25 protein-coding genes and 2 tRNA genes are annotated in these 20,957 nt (G+C 60.6%); 15 read left to right on the top strand and 12 right to left on the bottom strand.

The window, feature by feature from the left end:
* Positions 1–566: glutathione peroxidase (locus AC2VLV_RS03270; RefSeq protein ID WP_486988611.1), on the bottom strand; the 566-nt coding region annotated here is incomplete at its 3' end.
* A gap of 248 nt (positions 567–814) precedes the next feature.
* Between AC2VLV_RS03270 and AC2VLV_RS03265 the strand changes: the two genes are divergently transcribed.
* Positions 815–1,792, top strand: a complete 978-nt coding sequence (locus AC2VLV_RS03265) for a MerR family transcriptional regulator (RefSeq protein ID WP_486988610.1) — start codon at positions 815–817, stop codon at positions 1,790–1,792.
* Between the two features lie 8 nt (positions 1,793–1,800).
* Here the strand turns inward: AC2VLV_RS03265 and AC2VLV_RS03260 are convergent, their stop codons facing one another.
* Entirely contained in the window at positions 1,801–3,225 is a 1,425-nt protein-coding gene (locus AC2VLV_RS03260) for a chloride channel protein (RefSeq protein WP_486988609.1), read from the bottom strand.
* A 164-nt stretch (positions 3,226–3,389) separates the two neighbouring features.
* Between AC2VLV_RS03260 and rfaE2 the strand changes: the two genes are divergently transcribed.
* From rfaE2 to AC2VLV_RS03235, 5 genes are all read left to right on the top strand, one after another.
* Positions 3,390–3,866, top strand: a complete 477-nt coding sequence (gene rfaE2 / locus AC2VLV_RS03255; RefSeq protein WP_486988608.1) for a D-glycero-beta-D-manno-heptose 1-phosphate adenylyltransferase — start codon at positions 3,390–3,392, stop codon at positions 3,864–3,866.
* Positions 3,863–4,354, top strand: a complete 492-nt coding sequence (locus tag AC2VLV_RS03250; RefSeq protein WP_486988607.1) for an HAD family hydrolase — start codon at positions 3,863–3,865, stop codon at positions 4,352–4,354. Before rfaE2 ends, AC2VLV_RS03250 begins: the two co-directional genes overlap by 4 nt.
* Positions 4,355–4,446: 92 nt before the next feature.
* Positions 4,447–4,749 carry an ElaB/YgaM/YqjD family protein gene (locus tag AC2VLV_RS03245; RefSeq protein ID WP_486988606.1) on the top strand — a complete coding sequence of 101 codons (303 nt, stop codon included), beginning with the start codon at positions 4,447–4,449 and terminating at the stop codon, positions 4,747–4,749.
* 12 nt (positions 4,750–4,761) lie between these two features.
* Positions 4,762–5,157: a phage holin family protein gene (locus AC2VLV_RS03240; RefSeq protein WP_486988605.1), complete on the top strand. Its 396-nt coding sequence runs from the start codon at positions 4,762–4,764 to the stop codon at positions 5,155–5,157.
* Between the two features lie 33 nt (positions 5,158–5,190).
* Positions 5,191–5,574, top strand: a complete 384-nt coding sequence (locus tag AC2VLV_RS03235) for a hypothetical protein (RefSeq protein ID WP_486988604.1) — start codon at positions 5,191–5,193, stop codon at positions 5,572–5,574.
* 94 nt (positions 5,575–5,668) lie between these two features.
* On the opposite strand, the gene AC2VLV_RS03230 is transcribed toward AC2VLV_RS03235, so the two are convergent.
* The 10 genes from AC2VLV_RS03230 to AC2VLV_RS03185 form a co-directional block, all read right to left on the bottom strand.
* Positions 5,669–5,744, bottom strand: a tRNA-Lys gene (locus tag AC2VLV_RS03230).
* A 28-nt stretch (positions 5,745–5,772) separates the two neighbouring features.
* Positions 5,773–5,848, bottom strand: a tRNA-Lys gene (locus AC2VLV_RS03225).
* 20 nt (positions 5,849–5,868) lie between these two features.
* The gene (locus tag AC2VLV_RS03220; RefSeq protein WP_486988603.1) at positions 5,869–6,669 is read right to left on the bottom strand and encodes a tRNA threonylcarbamoyladenosine dehydratase; all 801 of its coding nucleotides are present in this window, start codon (positions 6,667–6,669) and stop codon (positions 5,869–5,871) included.
* Positions 6,670–6,680: 11 nt separating this feature from the next.
* Positions 6,681–7,796 carry a YeeE/YedE family protein gene (locus AC2VLV_RS03215; protein ID WP_486988602.1) on the bottom strand — a complete coding sequence of 372 codons (1,116 nt, stop codon included), beginning with the start codon at positions 7,794–7,796 and terminating at the stop codon, positions 6,681–6,683.
* Positions 7,797–7,966: 170 nt separating this feature from the next.
* On the bottom strand, positions 7,967–8,785 hold the full coding sequence (ybgF, locus tag AC2VLV_RS03210) for a tol-pal system protein YbgF (protein ID WP_486988601.1): 819 nt from the start codon (positions 8,783–8,785) through the stop codon (positions 7,967–7,969).
* Positions 8,782–9,324, bottom strand: coding sequence for a peptidoglycan-associated lipoprotein Pal (pal, locus tag AC2VLV_RS03205; protein WP_486988612.1), 543 nt, complete (start codon positions 9,322–9,324; stop codon positions 8,782–8,784). The genes ybgF and pal overlap by 4 nt, the downstream gene beginning before the upstream one ends.
* Positions 9,325–9,447: 123 nt before the next feature.
* Positions 9,448–10,764 (bottom strand): Tol-Pal system beta propeller repeat protein TolB, encoded by a 1,317-nt coding sequence (tolB, locus tag AC2VLV_RS03200; protein ID WP_486988600.1) that lies wholly within the window; start codon positions 10,762–10,764, stop codon positions 9,448–9,450.
* A 202-nt stretch (positions 10,765–10,966) separates the two neighbouring features.
* On the bottom strand, positions 10,967–11,749 hold the full coding sequence (locus AC2VLV_RS03195) for a glycosyltransferase family 2 protein (RefSeq protein WP_486988599.1): 783 nt from the start codon (positions 11,747–11,749) through the stop codon (positions 10,967–10,969).
* A 6-nt stretch (positions 11,750–11,755) separates the two neighbouring features.
* A complete protein-coding gene (locus AC2VLV_RS03190) occupies positions 11,756–12,682 on the bottom strand; it encodes a glycosyltransferase family 2 protein (protein ID WP_486988598.1) in 927 nt (308 codons plus the stop codon).
* Positions 12,676–13,917 carry an O-antigen ligase family protein gene (locus AC2VLV_RS03185; RefSeq protein WP_486988597.1) on the bottom strand — a complete coding sequence of 414 codons (1,242 nt, stop codon included), beginning with the start codon at positions 13,915–13,917 and terminating at the stop codon, positions 12,676–12,678. The genes AC2VLV_RS03190 and AC2VLV_RS03185 overlap by 7 nt, the downstream gene beginning before the upstream one ends.
* A gap of 175 nt (positions 13,918–14,092) precedes the next feature.
* On the opposite strand from AC2VLV_RS03185, the gene AC2VLV_RS03180 reads away from it, so the two are divergent.
* The 9 genes from AC2VLV_RS03180 to AC2VLV_RS03140 all read left to right on the top strand — a co-directional run.
* Positions 14,093–15,826: an ATP-binding cassette domain-containing protein gene (locus AC2VLV_RS03180; RefSeq protein ID WP_486988596.1), complete on the top strand. Its 1,734-nt coding sequence runs from the start codon at positions 14,093–14,095 to the stop codon at positions 15,824–15,826.
* 341 nt (positions 15,827–16,167) lie between these two features.
* On the top strand, positions 16,168–16,959 hold the full coding sequence (locus AC2VLV_RS03175) for an ABC transporter permease (RefSeq protein ID WP_486988595.1): 792 nt from the start codon (positions 16,168–16,170) through the stop codon (positions 16,957–16,959).
* 61 nt (positions 16,960–17,020) lie between these two features.
* A complete protein-coding gene (locus tag AC2VLV_RS03170) occupies positions 17,021–17,314 on the top strand; it encodes a hypothetical protein (protein WP_486988594.1) in 294 nt (97 codons plus the stop codon).
* On the top strand, positions 17,314–17,748 hold the full coding sequence (locus tag AC2VLV_RS03165; RefSeq protein ID WP_486988593.1) for a type II toxin-antitoxin system PemK/MazF family toxin: 435 nt from the start codon (positions 17,314–17,316) through the stop codon (positions 17,746–17,748). The genes AC2VLV_RS03170 and AC2VLV_RS03165 overlap by 1 nt, the downstream gene beginning before the upstream one ends.
* A gap of 50 nt (positions 17,749–17,798) precedes the next feature.
* A complete protein-coding gene (locus tag AC2VLV_RS03160; protein ID WP_486988592.1) occupies positions 17,799–18,047 on the top strand; it encodes a type II toxin-antitoxin system Phd/YefM family antitoxin in 249 nt (82 codons plus the stop codon).
* Positions 18,044–18,424, top strand: a complete 381-nt coding sequence (locus AC2VLV_RS03155) for a type II toxin-antitoxin system VapC family toxin (protein ID WP_486988591.1) — start codon at positions 18,044–18,046, stop codon at positions 18,422–18,424. Before AC2VLV_RS03160 ends, AC2VLV_RS03155 begins: the two co-directional genes overlap by 4 nt.
* Positions 18,425–18,444: 20 nt before the next feature.
* The gene (locus tag AC2VLV_RS03150; protein WP_486988590.1) at positions 18,445–19,284 is read left to right on the top strand and encodes an ABC transporter ATP-binding protein; all 840 of its coding nucleotides are present in this window, start codon (positions 18,445–18,447) and stop codon (positions 19,282–19,284) included.
* A 23-nt stretch (positions 19,285–19,307) separates the two neighbouring features.
* Positions 19,308–20,072 (top strand): glycosyltransferase family protein, encoded by a 765-nt coding sequence (locus tag AC2VLV_RS03145; protein ID WP_486988589.1) that lies wholly within the window; start codon positions 19,308–19,310, stop codon positions 20,070–20,072.
* 52 nt (positions 20,073–20,124) lie between these two features.
* Positions 20,125–20,957 (top strand): class I SAM-dependent methyltransferase (locus tag AC2VLV_RS03140; protein ID WP_486988588.1); only part of this gene is annotated, 833 nt, incomplete at its 3' end.

Raw genomic sequence — 20,957 nt, 5'->3', positions numbered from 1 at the left:
TCTGGCGAGACCAGGCTGGGATAGACGCCCACGACCTTGCCGTCGCGGCCGATCAGATACTTGTAGAAGTTCCACTTGGGCTGATCGCCGGTGGCCAGAATGAGCTGTTCAAACAGCGCGTTCGGTTTGGGCTCGGTGACGTGCGAGGGCGCGAACATCGGGAACTGCACGTTGTAGGTGTCCTTGCAGAACGCGGCGATCTTGGCGTTGTTGTCCATCTCCTGATGGAAGTCGTTAGACGGGAAGCCCAGCACCACCAGACCCTGCTTGCCGTATTCGCGGTACAGCGCCTCCAGGCCCTTGTATTGCGGGGTGAAGCCGCAATAGCTGGCGGTATTGACCACGAGGATGACTTTGCCCGCGTATTGGCAAAGGCTTTCGGGCTTGTCGTCTTGAAGGCGGGGGAAAGTCTGGTTGAGCAGGGCAGGGCAGGTGGCCGAAGCTGCTGCGGGTGCCGCCTGCGCGGCAGAGGCCGTCGGGGTGAACAGCAGGGCGCTCAGGGCAACAAATGCCGAAGCGGCGAAGCGGGATAGAGGGGATACGGGGCTTGACGAGATGCGGTACATGGACAACTCCAGTGGATGGGTTTGTGTTTGTCTAGGACAATAATGCTTGAGTTCAACTTCTGCACCAAGTATTTTCAAATTTGTCCTAGACATAAGTAGGGTTATCAGTCTGCGCTGAGACGGCTTACCATAGATATACGCTGCAAAAGAGCTGGTGGATTCAACCCCAGATTCAACTTCTTTACCCACTGCCGGACAAGCAAAGAAATGCAGAACTCAGCGCTTTGTCCAAGACGACGATCTTTCCGATGAACGACCGCACTGTGAATATCGCCTTGCAACTCAGCATTGCCGCCGTCGAGCGCGACACCGGCATCGGCAAGGACACGCTGCGAGTCTGGGAGCGGCGCTACGGCTTTCCGCAGCCCCACCGCGATGGGTCGGGCGACCGGCAATATCCGCTCGATCAAGTCGAGCGCCTGCGGGTCATCAAGCGTTTGCTCGACGGCGGGCACCGCCCCGCTCAGGTCGTTGCGCTACCGATCGACGAACTCGATGCCTTGGCTCGCGGCCGCAGTTCGGGCGAGACTTCGCCAGATGCGGCTGCTCCGCCGGGACGCGAGCAAATGCCCGCAGACAGCGCCGAAGTGCACGCCTACCTCGCGCTGCTCAAACGGCATGATGCCGAACTGCTGCGGCGTGCGCTGCTGCAAGACGCGATGCGCATGGGCATCAGCCGATTTGTCACTGAAGTGGTCGCTCCGCTCAATACCGGCGTGGGGCTGGCCTGGATGCGCGGCGAACTGGAGGTGTTTGAAGAGCACCTGTATTCCGAGGTCATTCAGCGCGTGCTGCGCACCGCCATCGACGCCATTCCGCTGGGTGAAGCGGCGCAGTCGCGTCCCAAAGTGTTGATGACCACCGTGCCGCAGGAGCCGCATGTCCTGGGCCTGCTCATGGCCGAAGCCATGCTGGCGCTGGAGGGTTGCCGCTGCGTTCAGCTTGGCGCGCAGCTACCGCTGGGCAATATGCTCATGGCCGCTCAGGCGCACGCGGCCGATGTGCTGGTGCTGAGTTTCTCGCCCATGCTGCAGGCCGTGCAGGTGTTTGACGCCCTGGCCGAATTGCGCGACCGTCTTCCGCGTGCCGTCGAGCTGTGGGTGGGCGGATCCAATCCGGCGCTGCGCAAACGTCTGCCCGAGGGCGTGCGGGTGACTGCGGCCTTGACCGACCTGGCGCACAGCGTTCACGACTGGCGCGAACGACATCGCGTGAGCAGTTCCTGATCCAAGCCCTAATCGCGCGACTGATCGACGTTGCGCGGATTGAGCGGCGGCGGGGTTTCGCTGTCGCCGTCCTGCTCTTTCGATGCCGCGCGCTGGCGTCCGGTGATGGCGTCGAACAGCGAAGTTTTATCGCTGGCGCCTTCTTTCAAGCCAAGCGCCTCGGCATACACCGAGCGCTCGCGCAGCAGACTGCCGATGACCGAGGCCACCACGCAGGCTGGCATGGCCGCCAGCACCACGTTGTAATTGCGCGTGATCTCGAACACCATGATGGCCGACATGGCCGGGGCATGGGTCGTGGCCGCCAGCAGACTGCCCATGCCCACCAGCACCCAAAGCGCCTGCGCATGCGTGGCATCGCCCAGCAGCAGGGTGTGCTGCACCATCAGGCCGATGGCGCCGCCGAGCATCAGCGTGGGCGTGAGCACGCCGCCCGGAATGCCGGCCGCGCTGGCCGCCGTCACCGCAATGATGCGCAGCACGAACACCAGCAGCAGGGTGGAGATGGCCCAGTGATCGACCAGCATCGACTGCACCGTGCTGTAGCCATTGCCCCAGACTTCCGGACGAATCATCGCCAGCAGGCCGATGAGCAGGCCCATCAGCCCCATGCGTAGCGGCAGGAAATTGATCAGCGGCTGATAGCGCTTGCGCGCCGTATCGAGCAGCCAGAGGAAGGCCGGCCCGAGCAGCCCGGCGATCACGCCGATGAACACGGCATCGACCAGATCGGGAAAGCCCACCATCGGAATGGTGTGCGCCAAATACAGCGGCCCGGTGGCAAACAGCGCCTGCGTGGTCAGTTCACCCATCACCGCGGCGACCAGCACGGCCGCGATTTCACGCAGCGCCAGCCCGCCCAGAATGATTTCGGCGACAAACAGCGTGCCCGCGATCGGCGCGTGGTACGCCCCGGCAAAGCCCGCCGCGGCGCCGCAGGCCACGATGAGCCGACGATGCGCCGCATCCGTCTTGCCCAGCCGACCCAGCAGCGACGACGCCAGCGCCGCGAACTGAATCATGGTGCCCTCGCGGCCGATGGTGATGCCGCTGCTCACGCCCAGCAGCGACGACACCGTGCGCGTGAGGTTGGGGCCCAGCGGCAGCACGCCATCGCCCACCCGCACAGCCTCCATGTATTCCGGCCCGCGCGGGCGCTTGATCCAGCGATGCCCGGCCCACATGACCAGCCCGCCCAGCGTGGCGCCCACCGTGGGAATGACCAGTCGCGCCCAAGGGGACAGCCCCGTGGCCGCGGCCACCAGATGCTCCTGCTCGGTGTACAGGCGCATCACCAGATACATGGCTTGCCGGAACGCCTCCACCGCAATCGCACTGATGAACCCGATCAGCGCGCCCAGCAGCGTCATGGGCACCATCGGATCGATGTTCCGCCAGAACAGGCGCAGACGGCCGAACAGTGCGGAGGTCACGGCAACAGACTCACTTTCTCGAAGCGCCCGACATGCAGGTCAATCGATGAATGGATGGAAATAGATTGATCAAAATCATATCGACTTCCGTTTGGCGCAGGCGTGAACAAAGGTGAACGCGCCTGCAGAATCTAGCGGCATGTGCAGCCGCTAAGCTTTGCCCCATGCATTTTCTCGAAAAAATCGTGGCTTCAGAGCCCCTTGAAGCGCGGCTGGCTGCCTTGCCGCGGCCGCTGGTGTTCACCAATGGCGTGTTCGACATCCTGCACCGGGGCCATGTGGTGTATCTGGCCGCCGCCCGCGCACTGGGGGGCAGCCTGGTGCTGGGGCTCAATTCCGACGCTTCGGTGCGCCTGCTGGGCAAAGGACCGGAGCGCCCGCTCAACGCGCAGGATGACCGCGCCGCCGTGCTCGCCGCGCTGGAAAGCGTCAGCCTCGTCACCCTGTTCGAGGAGCGCATGCCCTTGCGCCTGATCGAGCGCGTGCGACCTGATGTGTATGTCAAAGGCGGCGATTACGACATGGCCACGCTGGCCGAGACCGCGCTGGTGCAGACCTGGGGCGGCCGCTCGGTGGCCATACCCTTCGTCGAGGGGCGTTCGACCACCGCGCTGGTGCAGCGCATCCGGGGGTCGACATGACGCTTGCCCACGCTGCTTTGCCCGGGCTGGCCGTTGCCATTCCCGGCGCCGACAGGCTGAGTCTGCGCCACCTGCTGATCGACTTCAACGGCACCCTCGCCTGCAACGGCGCGCTGATCGACGGTGTGGCCGAACGCCTGAGCGCGCTGAGCCAGATCCTGGAGATCGAAGTGCTGACCGGAGACACCTACGGCACGGTCGCGCAGATGCTTGCGGGCCTGCCGGTGCGTCACGCCGTCGTGCTCACCGGTGCGGAAAAAGCCGCCCGCGTGCGCGCCCTGCTGGCCGAAGGCGGCGTGGCCGCCCTGGGCAACGGACGCAACGATGTGGACATGCTGCGAGCCGCCACCCTGGGCATCGCCGTGCTCGGGCCGGAATGCACCCATGCGCTCACGCTGGCGGCCGCGCAACTCATCGCTCCCGACATTCACGCCGCACTCGACTTGTTTTTGCAGCCCCAGCGCCTGATCGCCGCTTTGCGACCATGATGGGCGGGTTTGTAGCGCGCCAACAGTGGCGCTGCATTGCGGGCTAACATGCCCCTTAGAGTTTCACGTTTTTTTCCACTCAGGAGTCCACCATGACCAAGTCTGTCCAAGAGATCAAATCCGATGTCGCGCTCGTGATCGACCACGCAGAAGATCTGCTCAAACAGGCTGCAGCCAGCAGTGGCGAGCAAGCCGCTGAACTGCAGCGTCGTGGCATGAAACTGCTGCGCCAAGCCGCCGAGAAAGCGCAAGACCTGCAAGACGCCGTGGTCGAGCGCAGCAAGGCCGCCGCTCAGGCCACCGACGACTATGTGCACGATCATCCCTGGAAAGCCATCGGCATGGCTGCGGCCGTGGGCTTGGCCGTGGGCCTGCTGATCAACCGCGGCCGCTGATTCACTCAGCTCATGGCGAACGACGCGCAACCCGGGCAGTCCGAAGGCCTGGGCGCGGCCGGGCAGCGTTTGCTCAGCAGCGCGGCTGCGCTGTTGCAAAGCCGCATCGAGCTTGCCAGCATCGAGCTGGCCGAAGAACGCCAGCGCCTGGTGGCGCTGATCGTGCTCGGCGCGGTGGCCATGCTGTTCGGTCTGCTCGCAGTGGGCAGTCTCACGGCGCTGCTCGTCATTCTGTTCTGGGATCGCAGCCACTGGCTGGTGCTGGCTTCGCTCTGCCTGCTCTACATCGCCGTGGCCGCGTACGGTGTCTACCGCATCCTCGCTGCCATCCGGCACGCCCCTGCGCCGTTCGCCGCCACACGCGCCGAACTGGCCAAAGACGCCGCAGTGTGGCGCTCCCGAGCCTGAACAGCATTGTCCCCGCACCCTCGCACCACGGCCATGACCCAGCCTTCAGCCGACTTCACCAAACAGTTGCCCGCCTCGGTACGCAAGCAGCTTTTGGTTGCGCGCATCGCCGTCGAGCGCGTCGAGTTCGTGCAGGCGGCGGAGCAGTTTCGCGAACGGGCGCAGCCAGGTCGGTTGATCAAGGCCGCTCTTTCCGGCTCGGTGTTCGGTGCGCTCAACCCGGCAAGTTCGGTGCTGGGTCTTTTTCGCTTTACCCGCAGCCACCCCTACATCGGCTCCATCATGGGCTCCGCCGTCTCGATGCTGCTGCGCAGGCGTCTGTCGCGTTTGCTGCTCGGGCGCTTCGTCAAACTGGGCCTGGCTGGCGGTGCAATCTACGGCATCACGCAGTTTCTGCGCAAAGACCGCGCAGGTTGAAGCAGCGGCACGGTTGAAAGCCGGTTGAAAGCCTCAAGGCGGCTGACCGAAAAATGAAAACGGCCCGGATTGCTCCGGGCCGTTTTTTGTGACTTGGTGGGTTGTGACAGGCTCGAACTGTCGACCTACGGATTAAGAGTCCGCTGCTCTACCAACTGAGCTAACAACCCGGTGAATTCAAGTTTAACCGTGCTGGTCTGGTGGGTCGTGCGTGACTCGAACACGCGACCAACGGATTAAAAGTCCGCTGCTCTACCGACTGAGCTAACGACCCCACAGAAATCAAGCCCGAAATCATAGCACGGCATCCAGGGCGCGGGCGACGAGCATCATGCCCATGGAGGCGGTCACCATCACGCTGGAGCCGAAACCGGCGCAGTTCAGGCTGTTGTCGGGCGGTGCCGCCTCTTCGGTCAGCGGGTCGCAAGTGTTTGCTTCGGGGCGAATGATGGCTTCCTTGCTGAACGCACAGAGCACGCCGATGCGGCCATTGCGAGGAGCGCCGTGTTGGCGGCGTAGCTGGTAGCGCACATTGGCGAGCAGCGGGTCATGTGTGACTTCAGACAGATCGGCGCATTGCAGGGCGTCGGCATGGCGCTTGCCGCCCGCGGCGCCGGCCATGAACAGCGCCTGGCGGCGTTGCAGGCAGAGCGCGGCGAGGGCGGCCTTGGCGCGCACCTGATCACAGCAGTCGATCACCACCTGGGCGTCAGCCGGAATCAGTGCCGCGGCGTTTTCGGCATCGACGAACTCTTCCACACAATTGACGCGGCACTCTGGGTTGATCTGCGCAAATCGCGCTTGCAGCGCCCCTACCTTGGACATGCCCAAGGTGCTGTCCAGCGCCTGAATCTGCCGGTTGATGTTGGATTCGGCAACGTGATCGAGGTCGATCAGCGTGAGCTGCCCCAGACCACTGCGGGCCAGGGCTTCGGCGGCCCACGATCCCACGCCGCCCACGCCGACGACGACCGCATGCGCCTGGAGGATGCGTTGGGCGCCGACCGGGCCATACAGCCGTGATAGCCCGCCGAAACGCCGGTCCAGGTCGGGGGTGTCGGCGGTGGGAATGGAGGCGAAAGGGGAGGCGTGCATGGCCGAGCGCGTCAGACGGTGCGCTCGACGCGCCAGGCCTGATACTTCACCCCGAGCACGGCGCCGCCCACGATGGACAGAAACGCGATCCAGCTGGTGATGGAAAGAGTGGACACCCCGCTCATACCTTGGCCGATGGTGCAGCCCAGCGCGGTCACGCCGCCAATGCCCATCAGCGCGCCGCCGACCATATGGTTGGCCGTATCTTCCGCGCCGCGAAATCCTTCCCAGCGGAACTGGCGCGTGATGAGCGCCATACCGGCAGAACCCGCGATCACGCCGAACACCGAGACAATGCCCAGCGTCAGCACATTGCTCGCGTCGCTGTACATCATGAACCAGAACAGGGTGTAGGCCAGCGGCGCGACAAAACTCAGCGACTCCATCTTGTTGTTCTGCGTGCCGATGTACGCGGCCTGCAGCGTTTGCGGGTCTTCCGCCAGAAAGCCCAGCTTGCCCGAGATGTACCAGATCGCCACGATCACGGCGCCCAGGCCGAAACCCGCGAGCAGGTTGTTGGCGGTACGAAACTCGCGCGCGCTCAAGGCCCACGCGCCCAGCAGCAGCCCGACGCCCAGGCCCAGCACCAGTTGCAGATCGGGCAGCGGCAGCCCGGTGGCGTGGGCGAAGATCGCAGGCAAATCCTGCGGGCCAGAGAGATTGAACGCCACTTTGTCGAACACCCGCACCCGCACCTCGGCGGTGATGCCGCGCAGGGTGATGTAGGCGAACACTGCGATCATCACAAACACGACCACGGCTTTGAGATTGCCCTCACCAATGCGCACCAGGGTCTTGCTGCCGCAGCCCGAGGCCAGCACCATGCCGAAGCCGAACAACACGCCGCCCACCAGTGCCGACAGCCAGAGCACCCTGGACGTGGTGTAGATCGTCTGGGCTGAGTCGATCTGCCCGGTGGCGGCCAGGAGATTGAAGCCGATGGTCGCCGTGGCAATGGCCAGCACCCACATGCGCATGCGCATCCAAGAACCCATGTTGACGATGTCGCTCACCGAGCCCATGGTGCAAAACCGCGTGCGCTGCATGATGGCGCCAAACACCAGGCTCAGGGCGAAGCCCGCCCAGAGGACGGTGGCGTTGATGACGGGAACGGAAGCGGACGACATGGAAGAGAAGGCACCTGGATGACGAGAACCGATTGGTCTCGCCGCAACGCGCTATTGTTCCATGACGATGCGAGCCGTGTTGCCGGGCCGTGGTTCGGCAACACGGCTCGCAGTTTGCGTGAACTGCGCTGCCGATCACTCCGTCACTGCCGCTCCAGCGGCCGTGACGGTCACCGCAGCTTGGCCAGCCGGTCGCGCCCGGCCTGCGCCGCTTCAGACTGCGGGTAGGTTTGCACCAGGGTGTTGAGGGTCTTGCGCGCAGCGGCGATTTGCCGCACTTCGATCTGGCAGTTCGCCAGCCCGAGCATGGCTTCGGGCAAGCGCGGGTTGTTTGGGCTGCTCTGAATCAGTCCCTGGAACGTGGCGATGGCATCCTTGTACTGCTTTTGCGCGTATTGCGCGTTGGCCAGCCAATACTGGGCATCGGCGTCATACGGGCTGGACGGATACTGCGCCAAAAACGCCTTCAACTGCGTGGCGCTGCCTGCAAAATCGCCATTGCGGAAGGTGGCCAGCGCCTGCTCGAAAGCGGCTTTCTCGGCGGGCTGCACCGTATAAGTCTGGCCGTTGATCTGCACCTGCACCGGCTCCAGCGGTTTGAGGCGCTGGGTGAGCTGCTGCTGGCTGGTTTGCAGCTTGCCCAGCGCATCGTTGAGCTGCTGCGTGGCGGCGTCCTGCTTGCCGCGCACCTGGGCAATTTCTCCGCGCATCTGCTCGATCTGGTTCGACAGATCGAGCAGGGAATTGCGGATCTGCTGAATCTGCTGCGCCTGCTGCGTGAGCTGGTTCTGCGTGGCCTGCTGGTTCTGCGTCACCTGCGCTCGCAGGTCGAGAATGGCGCGCCGGGCCTCGTTGTCCGGGAACATGTCGGCATGGGCTGGCGCGGCCAGACCCATGCCCACCAGCCCCGTGGCCAGCAAAGCCGCAGGCAGCACCCGCTGCCAGCGGCGCAGCGGGTGGGCGGTTTGCGAAAAAGTGATGCGGCTCATCGTTGATAGACGATGTCAACGCGGCGGTTTTCGGCGTAGTCAGCCTCGGTGTTACCCAGGGCTTTGGGTTTTTCCTTGCCGTAGCTGATGGCTTCCATCTGCGCGGGTTTCACGCCGAGCAGCTCCATGCCCTTCATCACCGCATCTGCACGCTTCTGGCCCAGCGCCAGGTTGTATTCGCGGCTGCCGCGGGCATCGGTATTGCCCTGCAGTTGCACATGAGCCTGCGGGTGTTGCGTGAGATAGGTGGCGTTGGCGTTGAGCACCGGGGTGTACTGGCTTTCCACCGTGTAGCTGTTGAACGCGAAATACACGCTCTTGGGCACGTTGGGGCCGGGGCCGGCGTTGGTCTCAGCCGGGGCCTGCACCGCGGCGACCTGGTTCTGACCAGCGCCGTTGGCGTTGGCGCCCGCGGTGCCGCCTTCCACAGCGGTGGGGGCCTTGGACTCGACCGGCGCTTGTTTGACAGGCACGGGAGACGCGCAGCCACCAAGGGCCAGGGCGGCGGCAAGTGCGGTGAATACCAGGGTAGAGCGCATGTTCACGAGTTTCTCCGATCAGATCAGGGTGGGTAAAAAGGGGTGGGTGCAGCGAGTAATAGAAAAACGAGGAAAAACGAGGAAAAGGAAAGCGGAATGAGGAATTATCAGCAGCAAGCAGCCTCAGCGATCCGGCGTCCAGGGCCCCCAGCTGGGTTCGCGCACCTGCACACCGGCCTGAGACAAGGTGGATCGCACACGACCATCAATCGACACCGTCTTGAGCACTTCACCGCCACGCCCCCCGGCAGAATAAAGCACGATCTGCCCGTTCGGGGCAAAACTCGGGTGGCCGCAATCGCTGCCATCATCGAGCAACTGGGTGGCGTTGGTGGCGAGATTGATCGACCATAGCTGGAAGCTGTTGCCCTGTTGTGAAATGTAGGCCAGCGTCTTGCCGTCCGGACTGATGGCCGGGCTGACGTTGTAGCCGCCGCTGTAGGTGATGCGCTGCACGCTGCCGCCATTCAGCCCGACCTTGTAGACCTGCGGGCCGCCATCGCGGTCGCTGACAAAATACAGACTCTGCCCGTCCGGTGAAAAGGTCGGCTCGGTGTCGATCGAATACGAACGCATCAACTGCCGGGGTGTACCGCCTTTGCTGGGCATGAGATAAATCTGCGAGCGCCCGGTGAGCGTGAGCACCACGGCCAGCGTGCCGCCGTCGGGCGAGAAGGCCGGGGCGCTGTTCGACCCCTTGAAGTTGGCCACCATGCGGCGTGCGCCGCTGCGCACGTTCTGCATGAACACCACCGGCTTGCCGGTCTCGAAGGAGACATAGGCGAGCTCCTGCCCGTTGGGCGACCACACGGGCGAGAGCAGTGGCTCGCGGCTGCGCAGCGCAAACTGCGGATTGGCGCCATCGCTGTCGGCAATGTTGAGCGAAAAATTGTGCTGTCCCGCCTTGGTGATGTAGGCAATGCGCGTGGCGAACACTCCGCGCTGCCCGGTGAGCTTCTGGTAGATGTAATCGCTGATCTTGTGTGCCGCCAGTCGCAGATCGCCCGGCATCACCGTCAGCGCCAGACCACCGAGATCGGCCTGCTTCACCGCGTCCCACAAGCGGAACTGAACTTGCCAACGTCCGCCCGCCACCTGCGCCACGCTGCCCCCAGCCACCGCTTCGAGATTTTGCGAACGCCAGGCGGCGTAACTCGGCGGGCCTTGCTCGGTGAGTGTCTGCCCCCCCAGATTGCTCACGGCGAACAGCCCGCTGCGCGTGAGATCGGCGCGCACGATGTCGGCAATCGGCTGCGGGCAATGGTTCAGGTCGCGAAAGGCGCCGATGCCCACGGGAATCTGCGTGGCGCCGATGCCCGAAACATCCACCTTGAACTGCGCCTGCGCCGAGTTGGCCAGCGCGGCGAGCCCGACGAAAGAAGCCGCCCCGCGCACAAGCGGAGCAGAGAGAGAACCTAATACAAAGCGGCGTCGCTGCATGGGGATGTCGGTGAAAGAGCCGGGTTGCTTCAGCCAAACCGAAGCCAACACAGCGGTGGAATTCTAAGAAGGACGAGAGCCCTGCCGGAGTAAAAATTCGCAAGTCTTGCTGCGATGCGCAATTGAATCAGAACATGACGACAACAAGACTGAGTTGGGAAAGGGGGATTGGTTCCGGCGCGCGTTGGCAGACCGTGCTCGATCAAGAGGACAACTTCTTATCGGTTACGGGGCGCTGCGCCAGCCACAGCTTCAGATAGCGATACCAGGTTTCATGGGCGATGCCACACGCCAGCACAAAACCTAAGCGCCCATCGAGAAAACCTCGCCGAATCAAATAAGTGCGTATGAACGCCCATAGACTTTTGCCTAGCGCGGTTGCCAAGCTGGCCCGGCGCCCTCGCGCGGACAGTTTCTCTGCCCCCGCGCTGGAGTAGCGGTTCATTTTTTCCAGCACATCGTCGAGCGAGCGATAGCTGATGTGGATTAGATCGTTGTGCAACTGACCGACCCGGCCTTGAACCTGCAAAGATTCGTGAACGATGTCATCCGAAAACCGAGCCCGGCCCCTTCGGAATAGCCGAACCACCCGGTCTGGATACCACCCGCCATGTCGCATGTACTGCCCGCAATAACTCGACAGACGCGGGAGAGAAAATGCGTCCGGCGCATCGGCGCGTTGCACCGCGGATTGAATCTCCTCAGCCAACGCGGGCGTTACACGTTCATCAGCATCAATCGAAAAAACCCAGTCTCCCTGGGCCAAATCGAGAGCGCGGTTTTTCTGTGGGCCGAAGCCGGGCCAGTCCTTGGCAAGAGTGACTTTTGCCCCCAGACTGCGCGCAATGTCCACGGTGCCGTCGTCGCTGCCGCTGTCAACAATCACCACCTCACTACACCACGCCAAGCCAACGAGGCATTCTTCGATATTGCGACGCTCGTTGTGCGTAATCAGGATGGCGGAAATGGATGAAGGGGATTGCATCATGCCTTACGAGTGACGCCGCTGATTGTCTTGCAAGTCTTCGGCGGAGGAGATATACCGTCCGGGAAACGGTTCCCATGCCGCAATATCGCCCAATGGAAAATTGCCGGACATGCCATAAATCATGCGTTTGAATCTTCCAAGCATCGTTGGTGCAGGCATACCAATATTTTCTCCTCCGGGCTGCGCGCTACGCATCAGATAGTTCCGCTTGAACTCACCCAAGGTCAAGCCCCATTTGGTCACGAAGGTACGGGCACCGCGATTTCGGCGAACACGGCCAGTGCTACGGCACGCAAAATGATAAATCCGGCTGTCGCCAATCACAGCATAATGACGGCAGCCCGCAACCCAGAATTTCATCATCAAATCATCTTCGCTGCCCATGCCTGGGCTCATCTCAAGACTATAGCCTCCTACCATGTGCCACCAGCGTTTACTGACCACGCTGACTGGTGAGGCCTGTCCGGCAATATCGCCGCGCGGATCGGCGCGGTATTCGGCCAACAAGCGGGATTCTTCAAAAGACTCTGCCGTGTCGCCAAAATTCCGCACGATGGTTAGATTGTTGATCGTCTTGTTAGGCTCAATAAGCGTGGAGGATAAATAGGCCAAGTCATTTGGCAATGCCTTGATTGACCGAATCAGAGCGTCATCCCAGCCGGGGCAACAGACCATATCGTCATTCAGGTAAACCAGCCATTCGTGGGTTGCCATAGCGGCCAATTGGTTAACGGCAAGGCAGATTCCGATATTCGACGACGAATGACTATGGGTAATGCCTTGCTCTTTGACCCAATCCAGGGAGCCGTCAGTACCTTGATTGACATGAACCAGGATTTGATGTTCGAGGCTGCTGTGCTGCCTGATTTTTTCAATACAAAGCTTCAGGTAGGGAAGGTTATTCCAGCTTGGAATGAGGATGCTCAGCATGTCTTGCCCTGCTTCGACGATTTCCAGGTGTAGGGGGGCGCAAAAGACAATAAAACACCTGCCATTAAAACGAAGAAACGCCCTTCCAGTGCATCCAGAAGAAGCGAATTGAACATGCTGCCGACAATGAAGGTGACGATAAGTGCCTGTGAGGCGTGTCTTGCCTCTTTTGGCATCTGCTTGGCTTGCATCCAGAAGAAAAAAAGAAAAATAAGAAGTGCGATTAAACCTGGCAATCCTAGCTGCGCCATTGTGATGAGAAATTCATTTTCCGGGTTTGAAACGATGAAATTGTTTGTTCCCGCAACGGCAATTTTATATTCCGTCGAAAAGCTGCCAGTGCCAAACCCTATAAATGGGTTTTTTGCAATGATCTCCAAGGCTTCGCGGTAATGCAATAAACGCAACCCAACGGGTGTGTTGTCTTCTCCTTTTGAGAACTGATGAATATTTTGTGGGATCTGTTCTACCCGGTGGCGTGCTGTGGGTGATATCGTTAAGGCGGATACGACCAGAATAATTCCGATGACGCCACCGATGATTATTCCTCTCCATTTCCAATGTTGAATGAAAAACAGGGCAAATAGGCATAAAAATACAACATAACCGGTTCTTCCGCTGTTGATGAAAAGTATGTTGATGGTGGCTAATATGGCGAAAATCGCCCAGAAAATTCGCCATTTAGCAGCATGCATGGCGCGCCATGCCAACAAATAGCAACCGAATGCGAGCATGACACCATAGCTGATGTGATTGATAAGGCCTATGAAACGCTGATTCGGGTCTGGAAACTCGGCAATGATGCCAATTCGGCGTGCGTAAGATATTGCCAACTCCACTCCAAGGCCGATTATAAATGCATTGATGGTGTAATTTTTCCATTTTTCGTCAATCAATGCCATGATAATTATTGGAATGACGATCAGCTTCGCATATTTGCTCAAAAAGCCTGTGGCTTCATGTTGGGGGCCTGTACTGTATAAGGTACCAATCACATAAAGCGCCAACAGTGCGATGATTGCAATCGCCGCAGGAGACGATCTGAGTCTGGAGTATTGACTATGCCATTGACCGAAGAACAGCCACGATATCAGAAATAGTGCGAACGCAATGGAGCCCCAGACAACTGGCATGGCCAGTGAAAAGCCAGCAAATACGGCGAGCAGATAAAAAATATTCTGAACGCGCAATTTTCCATGAGGAGTATTTCTGTCTGCGTGGGATGCCTGGGCCATGGGTAACTTGGGAGGGTTGCTGAAAAGTACGGGCCGGTTGCCGTATGGTAGAAAGGGAGCCTTTGCCAATCAGATCGCGTGCCGTTTGCAACGGCCCTCGCGGCACACTATGCCGTTACTAAAAACACCAGCCTCAAAAAAGCCTGCTCTGAGCCGCGACTCCGCGTTGCGTCTGTTGCGGCAACTTTTCAGCGCCAACCCCCGCAACCGCTCCGCAGCCTTGCTCATCGTGCTGTTCGCCGCGATTGTGGCGGCGACTGAGCCGGTGCTTCCAGCCCTGATGAAGCATGTGCTCGACGTGGGCTTCACGGCGAAGCGGGACTTTCCCTTGTGGGCTGTGCCTGCGGTGCTCATGGGCTTGTTCACGGTGCGGGGGCTGGCGTGGCTGGCCTCGCAGTTTCTCACACAGTGGTTGACGCAGAACGTGCTCGCGCGGGTGCGGGAACTGGTTTACGGGCAGATTGTGCACGCGCAACTCGCGCAACTCCAGCGCGAGAGCGCCAGCAGCCTGATCGGGGCGTCGGTGTATGAGGCGCAGTTGGCGCTTGGCATGATCTTTCCCGGCCTGCTCACTCTGGTGCGCGACAGCTTCACTTTGATCGCCTTGTTCGGCTATCTGCTGTGGGTCAACTGGAGTCTGACCTTGCTCACCCTGGCCATTCTCCTGCCGCTGATTTTCACCATGCGCATCATCAGCCGGCGCGCCAAGCGATTGAATGCGCAGATGCAGAAGGCGGCGGAAGAAACCTCCTACGCGCTGGAGGAGGGCATGCTGGCCGCGCCGGTGATTCGGGTGCACAACGCGCAGAGTGGTTTCGCCGCGCGGTTCGACCGCATCAACCAATCTTTGCGCCGCACCACGGTGAAAACGCTGGTGTCGGGCTCCACGACCACGCCGGTGTCGCAATGGTTGTCGGCGCTGGCGGTTTCTGTGGTCATCGTGTTTGCCATGTGGCAGAGCGATGTGTCGGGGCAGCACAGCGTGGGCGGGTTTGTGGCGTTCATCACCGCGATGATGATGACCCTCTCGCCGCTGCGCCGCGTGGCCGACATCGTGCAGCCCATGATGCGCGCGCTCACCTCCCTCGACCGTCTGCGCAGCATTGTGGATGCGCCGCGAGAGCACGATACCGGCACGCACACCGCCGAGCGCGTGCGCGGCGACCTTGAATTCGACGATGTGGGCGTGACCCTCAGCGCCATGGACCGCCCGGTGCTCGACGGCATTCGCCTTCGCGTGCAAGCGGGCGAGAGCCTCGCGCTCGTAGGCCCGTCTGGCGCGGGAAAGACCACGCTCATGCGCCTCGTGCCGCGCCTGCTGGAGCCCACTCTGGGCCGACTGCTGCTTGACGGCGTGCCGCTGCGCGACTGGAATCTGCACAGCCTGCGCGAGCAGATCGCCTACGTCGGGCAAGACGTGGTGTTGCTCAACGACAGCATTGGCGCCAACGTGAGCTTCGGTACAACGGTGGACGAAGACCGCGCCTGGGCGGCGCTCAACGCCGCCGCGCTGGGCGATTTCGTGCGCGGCTTGCCCGGCGGCTTGCAGGCCCCGGTCGGCCACAACGGCTCGCAGCTCTCGGGCGGCCAGCGCCAGCGCTTATCCATTGCCCGAGCGCTTTACCGCAACGCCCCCCTGCTCATCCTCGACGAAGCCACCAGCGCGCTCGACGCCGAGAGCGAGCGCCTCGTGCAGCAGGCCATCAACCGCCTCATGGAAGGCCGCACCACCATCGTCATCGCCCACCGGCTGGCAACAATAGCCCACTGCCACCGCATCGCCGTGCTCGACGAGGGCCGTCTGATCGAACTGGGCACGCAGTCCGAACTACTGCAAAAAGACGGCCTTTATGCCCAGTTGCACCGCATGCAGTTTCGGCCAGGCGAGGCCAAGTCAAGTACGGCCTGAGCCTGGAGGTGCCTGACTATTGATCCGGCATGGAGAAGGATGAAAGGGTCATGGGCCTCGCCATGCAAGGCGCTCCCCCTCCCAGCCCCCCCACGCTGTGGGGGAGGCGTGTTGGCTCCCTCTCCACTTGAGGGGAGGGTCGGGGTGGGGATGAGTCGTTTCAAACTTCAACGTGCCGATTCAATAAGCGTACTGCGCAAAGACTTATTCCAGTGTGAGCAGTGTGGCACTCAGCGTCTTTGCCGAAGCGGCGACAGGTCAGGCGAGTCAACAGGCCGAACGATGGTCTGCCCAACCGGTCACGTAACATCGCCTCTTCAAATCCCCTCCGCTGTCGCGACATGTCTGCACTCCGCACCGCCCTCAATGACCTCACCCGCAGCATCTTCGCCTGGCGTTTGTGGAGCCTGCTGGGTTGGCTTGAGATTCGCCAGCGCTACGCCCGCTCCAAGCTAGGGCCGTTCTGGCTCACCATCAGCATGGGCGTGCTCGTGGGCACGTTGGGAGTGGTGTATGGCTCGTTGTTCGGGATGAAGATTGAGGACTACCTGCCCATGCTGGCCGTTGGCATTGTTATGTGGGGCTTGTTTTCGACCATCGTCAGCGAAGGCAGCACCGCCTACATCAACAGCGCCAACTACATCCGCCAGGTGCACACCCCGCGGTTGATCTACATCTTGCAGGCTACTTGGCGCAACACGGTAATTTTTGCGCACAACTTCATCATTGTGCTCATCGTGCTTCTGATCTTTGGCGTGAAAAGCTGGGCCACCCTGCCGCTGTTCATTCCCGGCCTCGTGCTTTTTTTGCTCAACGCCATGTGGATGGCGGCGGTCGTGGGCCTGGTCTCTGCCCGCTTTCGCGATCTGCCGCAAATCGTCAACGCCCTGCTGCAAGTCGCGTTTTACGTCACTCCGATTCTGTTTCACGGCGGCATGCTCAGCGGCAAACACCAATGGATCGTGGAATACAACCCGCTGGCCTACCTCATCGACATCGTGCGTCAGCCCTTGGTGGGCGAAGTGCCGCCCGCGTTTACCTGGGAGCTCACCATCGGTATGGCCGTGTTCGGCTGGCTGCTGGCGCTGGGCATGACCGGGCGCTACCACCGCCGAATTCCGTATTGGGTGTGAGCCAGCACGGGCTCGCGCGGTAAAATTGCATTTCAATTTGTCATGCAATTGGAGTGACAACATGCCAGCCATTAGCTTGCGGCTTCCCGATGACATTGAGCGCCGCCTGGATGCCGAAAGCAACGCCTCCGGCCTGACGCGCTCCGATCTTGCGCGCACGGCCATTACCGAATTTCTCCAGCGCCGCGAGCGGGAGCGTTTTATGCGGCAATTGCTGACCGAGGCGCAGACCGCCTATGCCGACCCGGCCACGCGCGCCGCCGCGCAGGAATGGGGGAATCTCGCGTTTGCGGATGACGTGTCTCATTGGGGCGCCGATGAAGAAGCGGGCGCTGGCGGAGTTTGGTGGCGTTGATGCGGCGCGGCGAAATTTGGCTGGCCAATCTCAATCCGCCTCGCGGACGCGAGATCGGCAAAGTGCACCCTGTGCTGGTGGTGCAGTCTGATGAACTTTTCGCCATTGATACCCCGCTGGTCGTCGTATTGCCACTCACCACGCAGATCCGGCCCGGCATGTCGGCATGGCGCATTCACTTCGCCAAGCGGCAGCGATTGCTTCAAGACAGCCAGATCGTGATTGATCAGCCGCGAGCGCTCGATCGAGAGAGGCTGATCGACGGCCCGCTGGCCGAAGCCAGCCTCCAAGAGATGGAAGCTGTAGATAGAAGCCTTGCTGCCGTTCTCGGCTTGCCATTCAACGGCGCACAAGCCGACGCTGAACTCTGGACTCAGAACGCAGACTTCGAAGGGCTGCGGGGTGTGCGCTATTTTTCCAAAGCCCGAATCTGATTTGAAGTTGGCTAAACTAGACTCAATTTCCGTGCAAAATTGCGAATGCCATGCAGACCGTCAACATTCACGAAGCCAAAACCACCTTGTCTCAATTGATTGAACGCGTCGAGCAAGGTGAAGAGGTCATCATCGCCCGGGCGCGTAGGCCGGTGGCTCGGCTGACTGCCTTGCAAGCCACAGCGAAGCCGACCGTGCGCCTCGGCTTGATGAAGGGGCAAATTCAACTCGCTGAAGATTTTGACGATCCTTTGCCCGCCGAGGTGCTCCAGGGTTTCGCCGAAGGGCTAAAGATTTGAAATTGCTTCTGGACACCCACGTAATGCTGTGGGCGATGACAGACGACCCCCGCCTGTCGGGTGCAGCGCGCGAGCAGATGCAAGCCGCAGACGCGGTGTATGTCAGCGCCGCCTCGTTGTGGGAAATCGCCATCAAGACGGGCCTGGGGAAAATTGAGGTCGAGGTTGCCGAGTTGACCCGGCAGCTTTCTCTGGCGGGGTTTCAAGAGTTACCCGTCACCTGGCAGCACACCCTGAAAGTCGGTTCGCTGCCCAATCATCACAAAGATCCGTTCGACAGGCTACTCATCGCGCAAGCCCTTTCAGAGCCGCTGCACTTGCTCACCGCCGATAGGCAATTTCCTGCGTATTCAAACGACCTCGTCACCCTGGTGTGACGCCTGACCCAAACAACCCCATGTCCGCCAGCATCACCCTCCAAAACGTTCACCTCGACCTGCCCATCTTTGATGTGTCGGGTCAGTCTCTCAAAAAGCGCGTCATGCGCATGGGGCGCCGCAACCGCATTGCCGAAGACAGCGCCGGCGTGGTCGTGGTGCGCGCCATTGACGACCTCAGTCTCAAGCTGGAGAGCGGCGACCGCCTGGGCCTCATCGGCCACAACGGCGCCGGCAAAAGCACCCTGCTGCGCGTGATGGCCGGCATCTACCCGCCCAGCAGCGGCACGGTGGACGTGCAAGGCAAATCCGTGCCGCTGCTCGACATCGCCCTCGGCATGGACGACCAGTCCACCGGCCGCCAGAACATCCGCCTGCGTGGTCTGCTGCTGGGCATGACCGACGCTGAGATCAAGCGCAAGACCGAAGACATCGCCGAGTTCACCGAGCTGGGCGACTACCTCGACCTACCTTTGCGCACCTATTCCAGCGGCATGCGTGTGCGCCTGGCCTTCGCCATTTCCACCGCCGTGGAGGCCGACATCCTGCTGCTCGACGAAGTGCTCGGCGTGGGCGATGCCAGCTTTCAAGAGAAAGCCAACAAACGCCTGCAAGACCTGCATGCCCGAGCGGAGATTGTGGTGCTTGCCATTCACAATAGCGGCGCAATCCGCAAGGCCTGTAATAAAGTGCTGTGGCTAGAGCGCGGTAAAGCAAAAATGTTTGGCGGGGTGGACGAGGTGGTGGGCGCATATGACGAACACATGAACCCACCTGCGCCGGTGCTAAAGCCGCTTCGCCGACATGTCGCCAATCGGGTGTTCGCACAGCGCAAGACAGAGTTGCGCGCTCGTCGTTGAACGCCCATCTACCGAAGCTTCCTATGCCTGACAGTGACCAAGATTCACCGATCCAGCGCGTCACGGTATCCGTGGTGTCGCACGGCCAGCGCGATCTTGTGGCGGCACTGCTGGAGCAGATCAGCGCGCTGCGCGACCCCAGTCTCGTCCTTGTCGTCGTTGTCCACAATCTGCCGGATGTCGATCTTCCCAAGCCGCAGGGCGCACTGTTCAATCTAATGCAATTGCACAACACGAAACCGTTAGGTTTCTCGGCCAACCATAATCTCGCCTTTGGGCATTGCAAGACCCCCTGGTTTGCTGTACTGAACCCAGACATCGAATTCCAGTTCGGCAATCCTTTTCCGGCACTTCTCGAGGCGATGATTGATGATGATTGCCTCGGTGCCGTTGCGCCTGCGCTTGTGCAACCTGGTTCGCTACACGTCGAACCAAATCGACGCATCGTCACGCCGCTGGAACTGGTCTTGCGGCGCCTCCCACGCTACAAACCACCTGATGAACCTGACTGGTTGGTCGGTGCCTTCCTGTTAATTTGGTCTGATGTCTACAAGACCCTAGGTGGTTTCGATGACCGGTTCCGGCTGTATTGCGAGGATGTGGATTTTGGGGTGCGCATACGGAGCAGTGGGTGGGGCATCCGGCGTGTAGAGATAGCCAAGGTCGTTCACTTGACCCAACGGAGAAGTCATTCAGCGCTTAAGTATGGGTTTTTGCATCTCATGAGTCTGTTGCGCTTTTGGATAAAACTAGTTTTCGTGGGGCGCCCACTCAACCGTGAGCGTTGAGTAATATGAATGCAGCACTATTGTTTCATCAATTCAAATTGGACTTAAATATATGCAGGCGAAGGATTACATCAATTCTGAAGTTTATTGGAACCGCCGCTTTGAGGAAGATTGGGAGTCGTGCCACGGCCCTACGCAGTCACGTTTTTTTGCGCGAATTGCTATCAATAATCTGCCGCGTTGGTTTATTGATCAGTTGCGCTGTCAACCGCTGACACTTTGCGACTGGGGTTGCGCTCAAGGTGATGGAACGGATGTTTTGGCCAGTTATTTCGATGCCAATCGGATTACTGGTGTCGATTTTTCTTCGGCAGCTATAGAACAGGCTGCTGCGCGTTATCCCGCCCTCAGATTTTTTAACGACAATTGGTTAGCTGGCGAGTCGAATAATCACTCTGTTTTTGATGTTGTATTCTCATCCAATACACTGGAGCACTTTCACAAACCTTATGCTGTTCTTAACTCTCTGTGTAGTCATGCAGCGAAAGCTATTGTGCTTGCGATACCTTACCGAGAGCTAGAACGACACCCCGAGCACTTCTACACATTTTTACCTGAAAATATTCCATCAATAATTGGGCACGGATTTAAATTGATTTGGTCTAGGGTAGTGGACTGCCGCCGGCTTCCCAAGACTCTATGGGGGGGTGATCAGATTATCTTGGTTTACGCCAACCCAAGTTGGATTGATAGCCTAGGATTGACTTTGCAGGATTTCTGCATTGAACAGAGCGATTCAGCAACATTGATTACCCAGGCAGTGGGAGAGCGCGACGGGCAGATCGCCAGCCTCACCCAGGCAGTGGGAGAGCGCGACGGGCAGATCGCCAGCCTCACCCAGGCAGTGGGAGAGCGCGACGGGCAGATCGCCAGCCTCACCCAGGC

The sequence above is a fragment of the Thiomonas sp. TH-17 genome (assembly GCF_057473305.1).
This window is presented reverse-complemented; position numbering and strand designations above follow the sequence as displayed.

Excerpts from the sequence above, each read along its gene's own strand:
- AC2VLV_RS03265 (WP_486988610.1), top strand. The coding sequence starts at position 815 with ATGAACGACCGCACTGTGAATATCGCCTTGCAACTCAGCATTGCCGCC.
- rfaE2 (WP_486988608.1), top strand. The coding sequence starts at position 3,390 with ATGCATTTTCTCGAAAAAATCGTGGCTTCAGAGCCCCTTGAAGCGCGG.
- AC2VLV_RS03250 (WP_486988607.1), top strand. The coding sequence starts at position 3,863 with ATGACGCTTGCCCACGCTGCTTTGCCCGGGCTGGCCGTTGCCATTCCC.
- AC2VLV_RS03245 (WP_486988606.1), top strand. The coding sequence starts at position 4,447 with ATGACCAAGTCTGTCCAAGAGATCAAATCCGATGTCGCGCTCGTGATC.
- AC2VLV_RS03240 (WP_486988605.1), top strand. The coding sequence starts at position 4,762 with ATGGCGAACGACGCGCAACCCGGGCAGTCCGAAGGCCTGGGCGCGGCC.
- AC2VLV_RS03235 (WP_486988604.1), top strand. The coding sequence starts at position 5,191 with ATGACCCAGCCTTCAGCCGACTTCACCAAACAGTTGCCCGCCTCGGTA.
- AC2VLV_RS03220 (WP_486988603.1), bottom strand. The coding sequence starts at position 6,669 with ATGCACGCCTCCCCTTTCGCCTCCATTCCCACCGCCGACACCCCCGAC.
- AC2VLV_RS03215 (WP_486988602.1), bottom strand. The coding sequence starts at position 7,796 with ATGTCGTCCGCTTCCGTTCCCGTCATCAACGCCACCGTCCTCTGGGCG.
- ybgF (WP_486988601.1), bottom strand. The coding sequence starts at position 8,785 with ATGAGCCGCATCACTTTTTCGCAAACCGCCCACCCGCTGCGCCGCTGG.
- pal (WP_486988612.1), bottom strand. The coding sequence starts at position 9,324 with ATGCGCTCTACCCTGGTATTCACCGCACTTGCCGCCGCCCTGGCCCTT.
- tolB (WP_486988600.1), bottom strand. The coding sequence starts at position 10,764 with ATGCAGCGACGCCGCTTTGTATTAGGTTCTCTCTCTGCTCCGCTTGTG.
- AC2VLV_RS03195 (WP_486988599.1), bottom strand. The coding sequence starts at position 11,749 with ATGCAATCCCCTTCATCCATTTCCGCCATCCTGATTACGCACAACGAG.
- AC2VLV_RS03190 (WP_486988598.1), bottom strand. The coding sequence starts at position 12,682 with ATGCTGAGCATCCTCATTCCAAGCTGGAATAACCTTCCCTACCTGAAG.
- AC2VLV_RS03185 (WP_486988597.1), bottom strand. The coding sequence starts at position 13,917 with ATGGCCCAGGCATCCCACGCAGACAGAAATACTCCTCATGGAAAATTG.
- AC2VLV_RS03175 (WP_486988595.1), top strand. The coding sequence starts at position 16,168 with ATGTCTGCACTCCGCACCGCCCTCAATGACCTCACCCGCAGCATCTTC.
- AC2VLV_RS03170 (WP_486988594.1), top strand. The coding sequence starts at position 17,021 with ATGCCAGCCATTAGCTTGCGGCTTCCCGATGACATTGAGCGCCGCCTG.
- AC2VLV_RS03165 (WP_486988593.1), top strand. The coding sequence starts at position 17,314 with ATGCGGCGCGGCGAAATTTGGCTGGCCAATCTCAATCCGCCTCGCGGA.
- AC2VLV_RS03160 (WP_486988592.1), top strand. The coding sequence starts at position 17,799 with ATGCAGACCGTCAACATTCACGAAGCCAAAACCACCTTGTCTCAATTG.
- AC2VLV_RS03150 (WP_486988590.1), top strand. The coding sequence starts at position 18,445 with ATGTCCGCCAGCATCACCCTCCAAAACGTTCACCTCGACCTGCCCATC.
- AC2VLV_RS03145 (WP_486988589.1), top strand. The coding sequence starts at position 19,308 with ATGCCTGACAGTGACCAAGATTCACCGATCCAGCGCGTCACGGTATCC.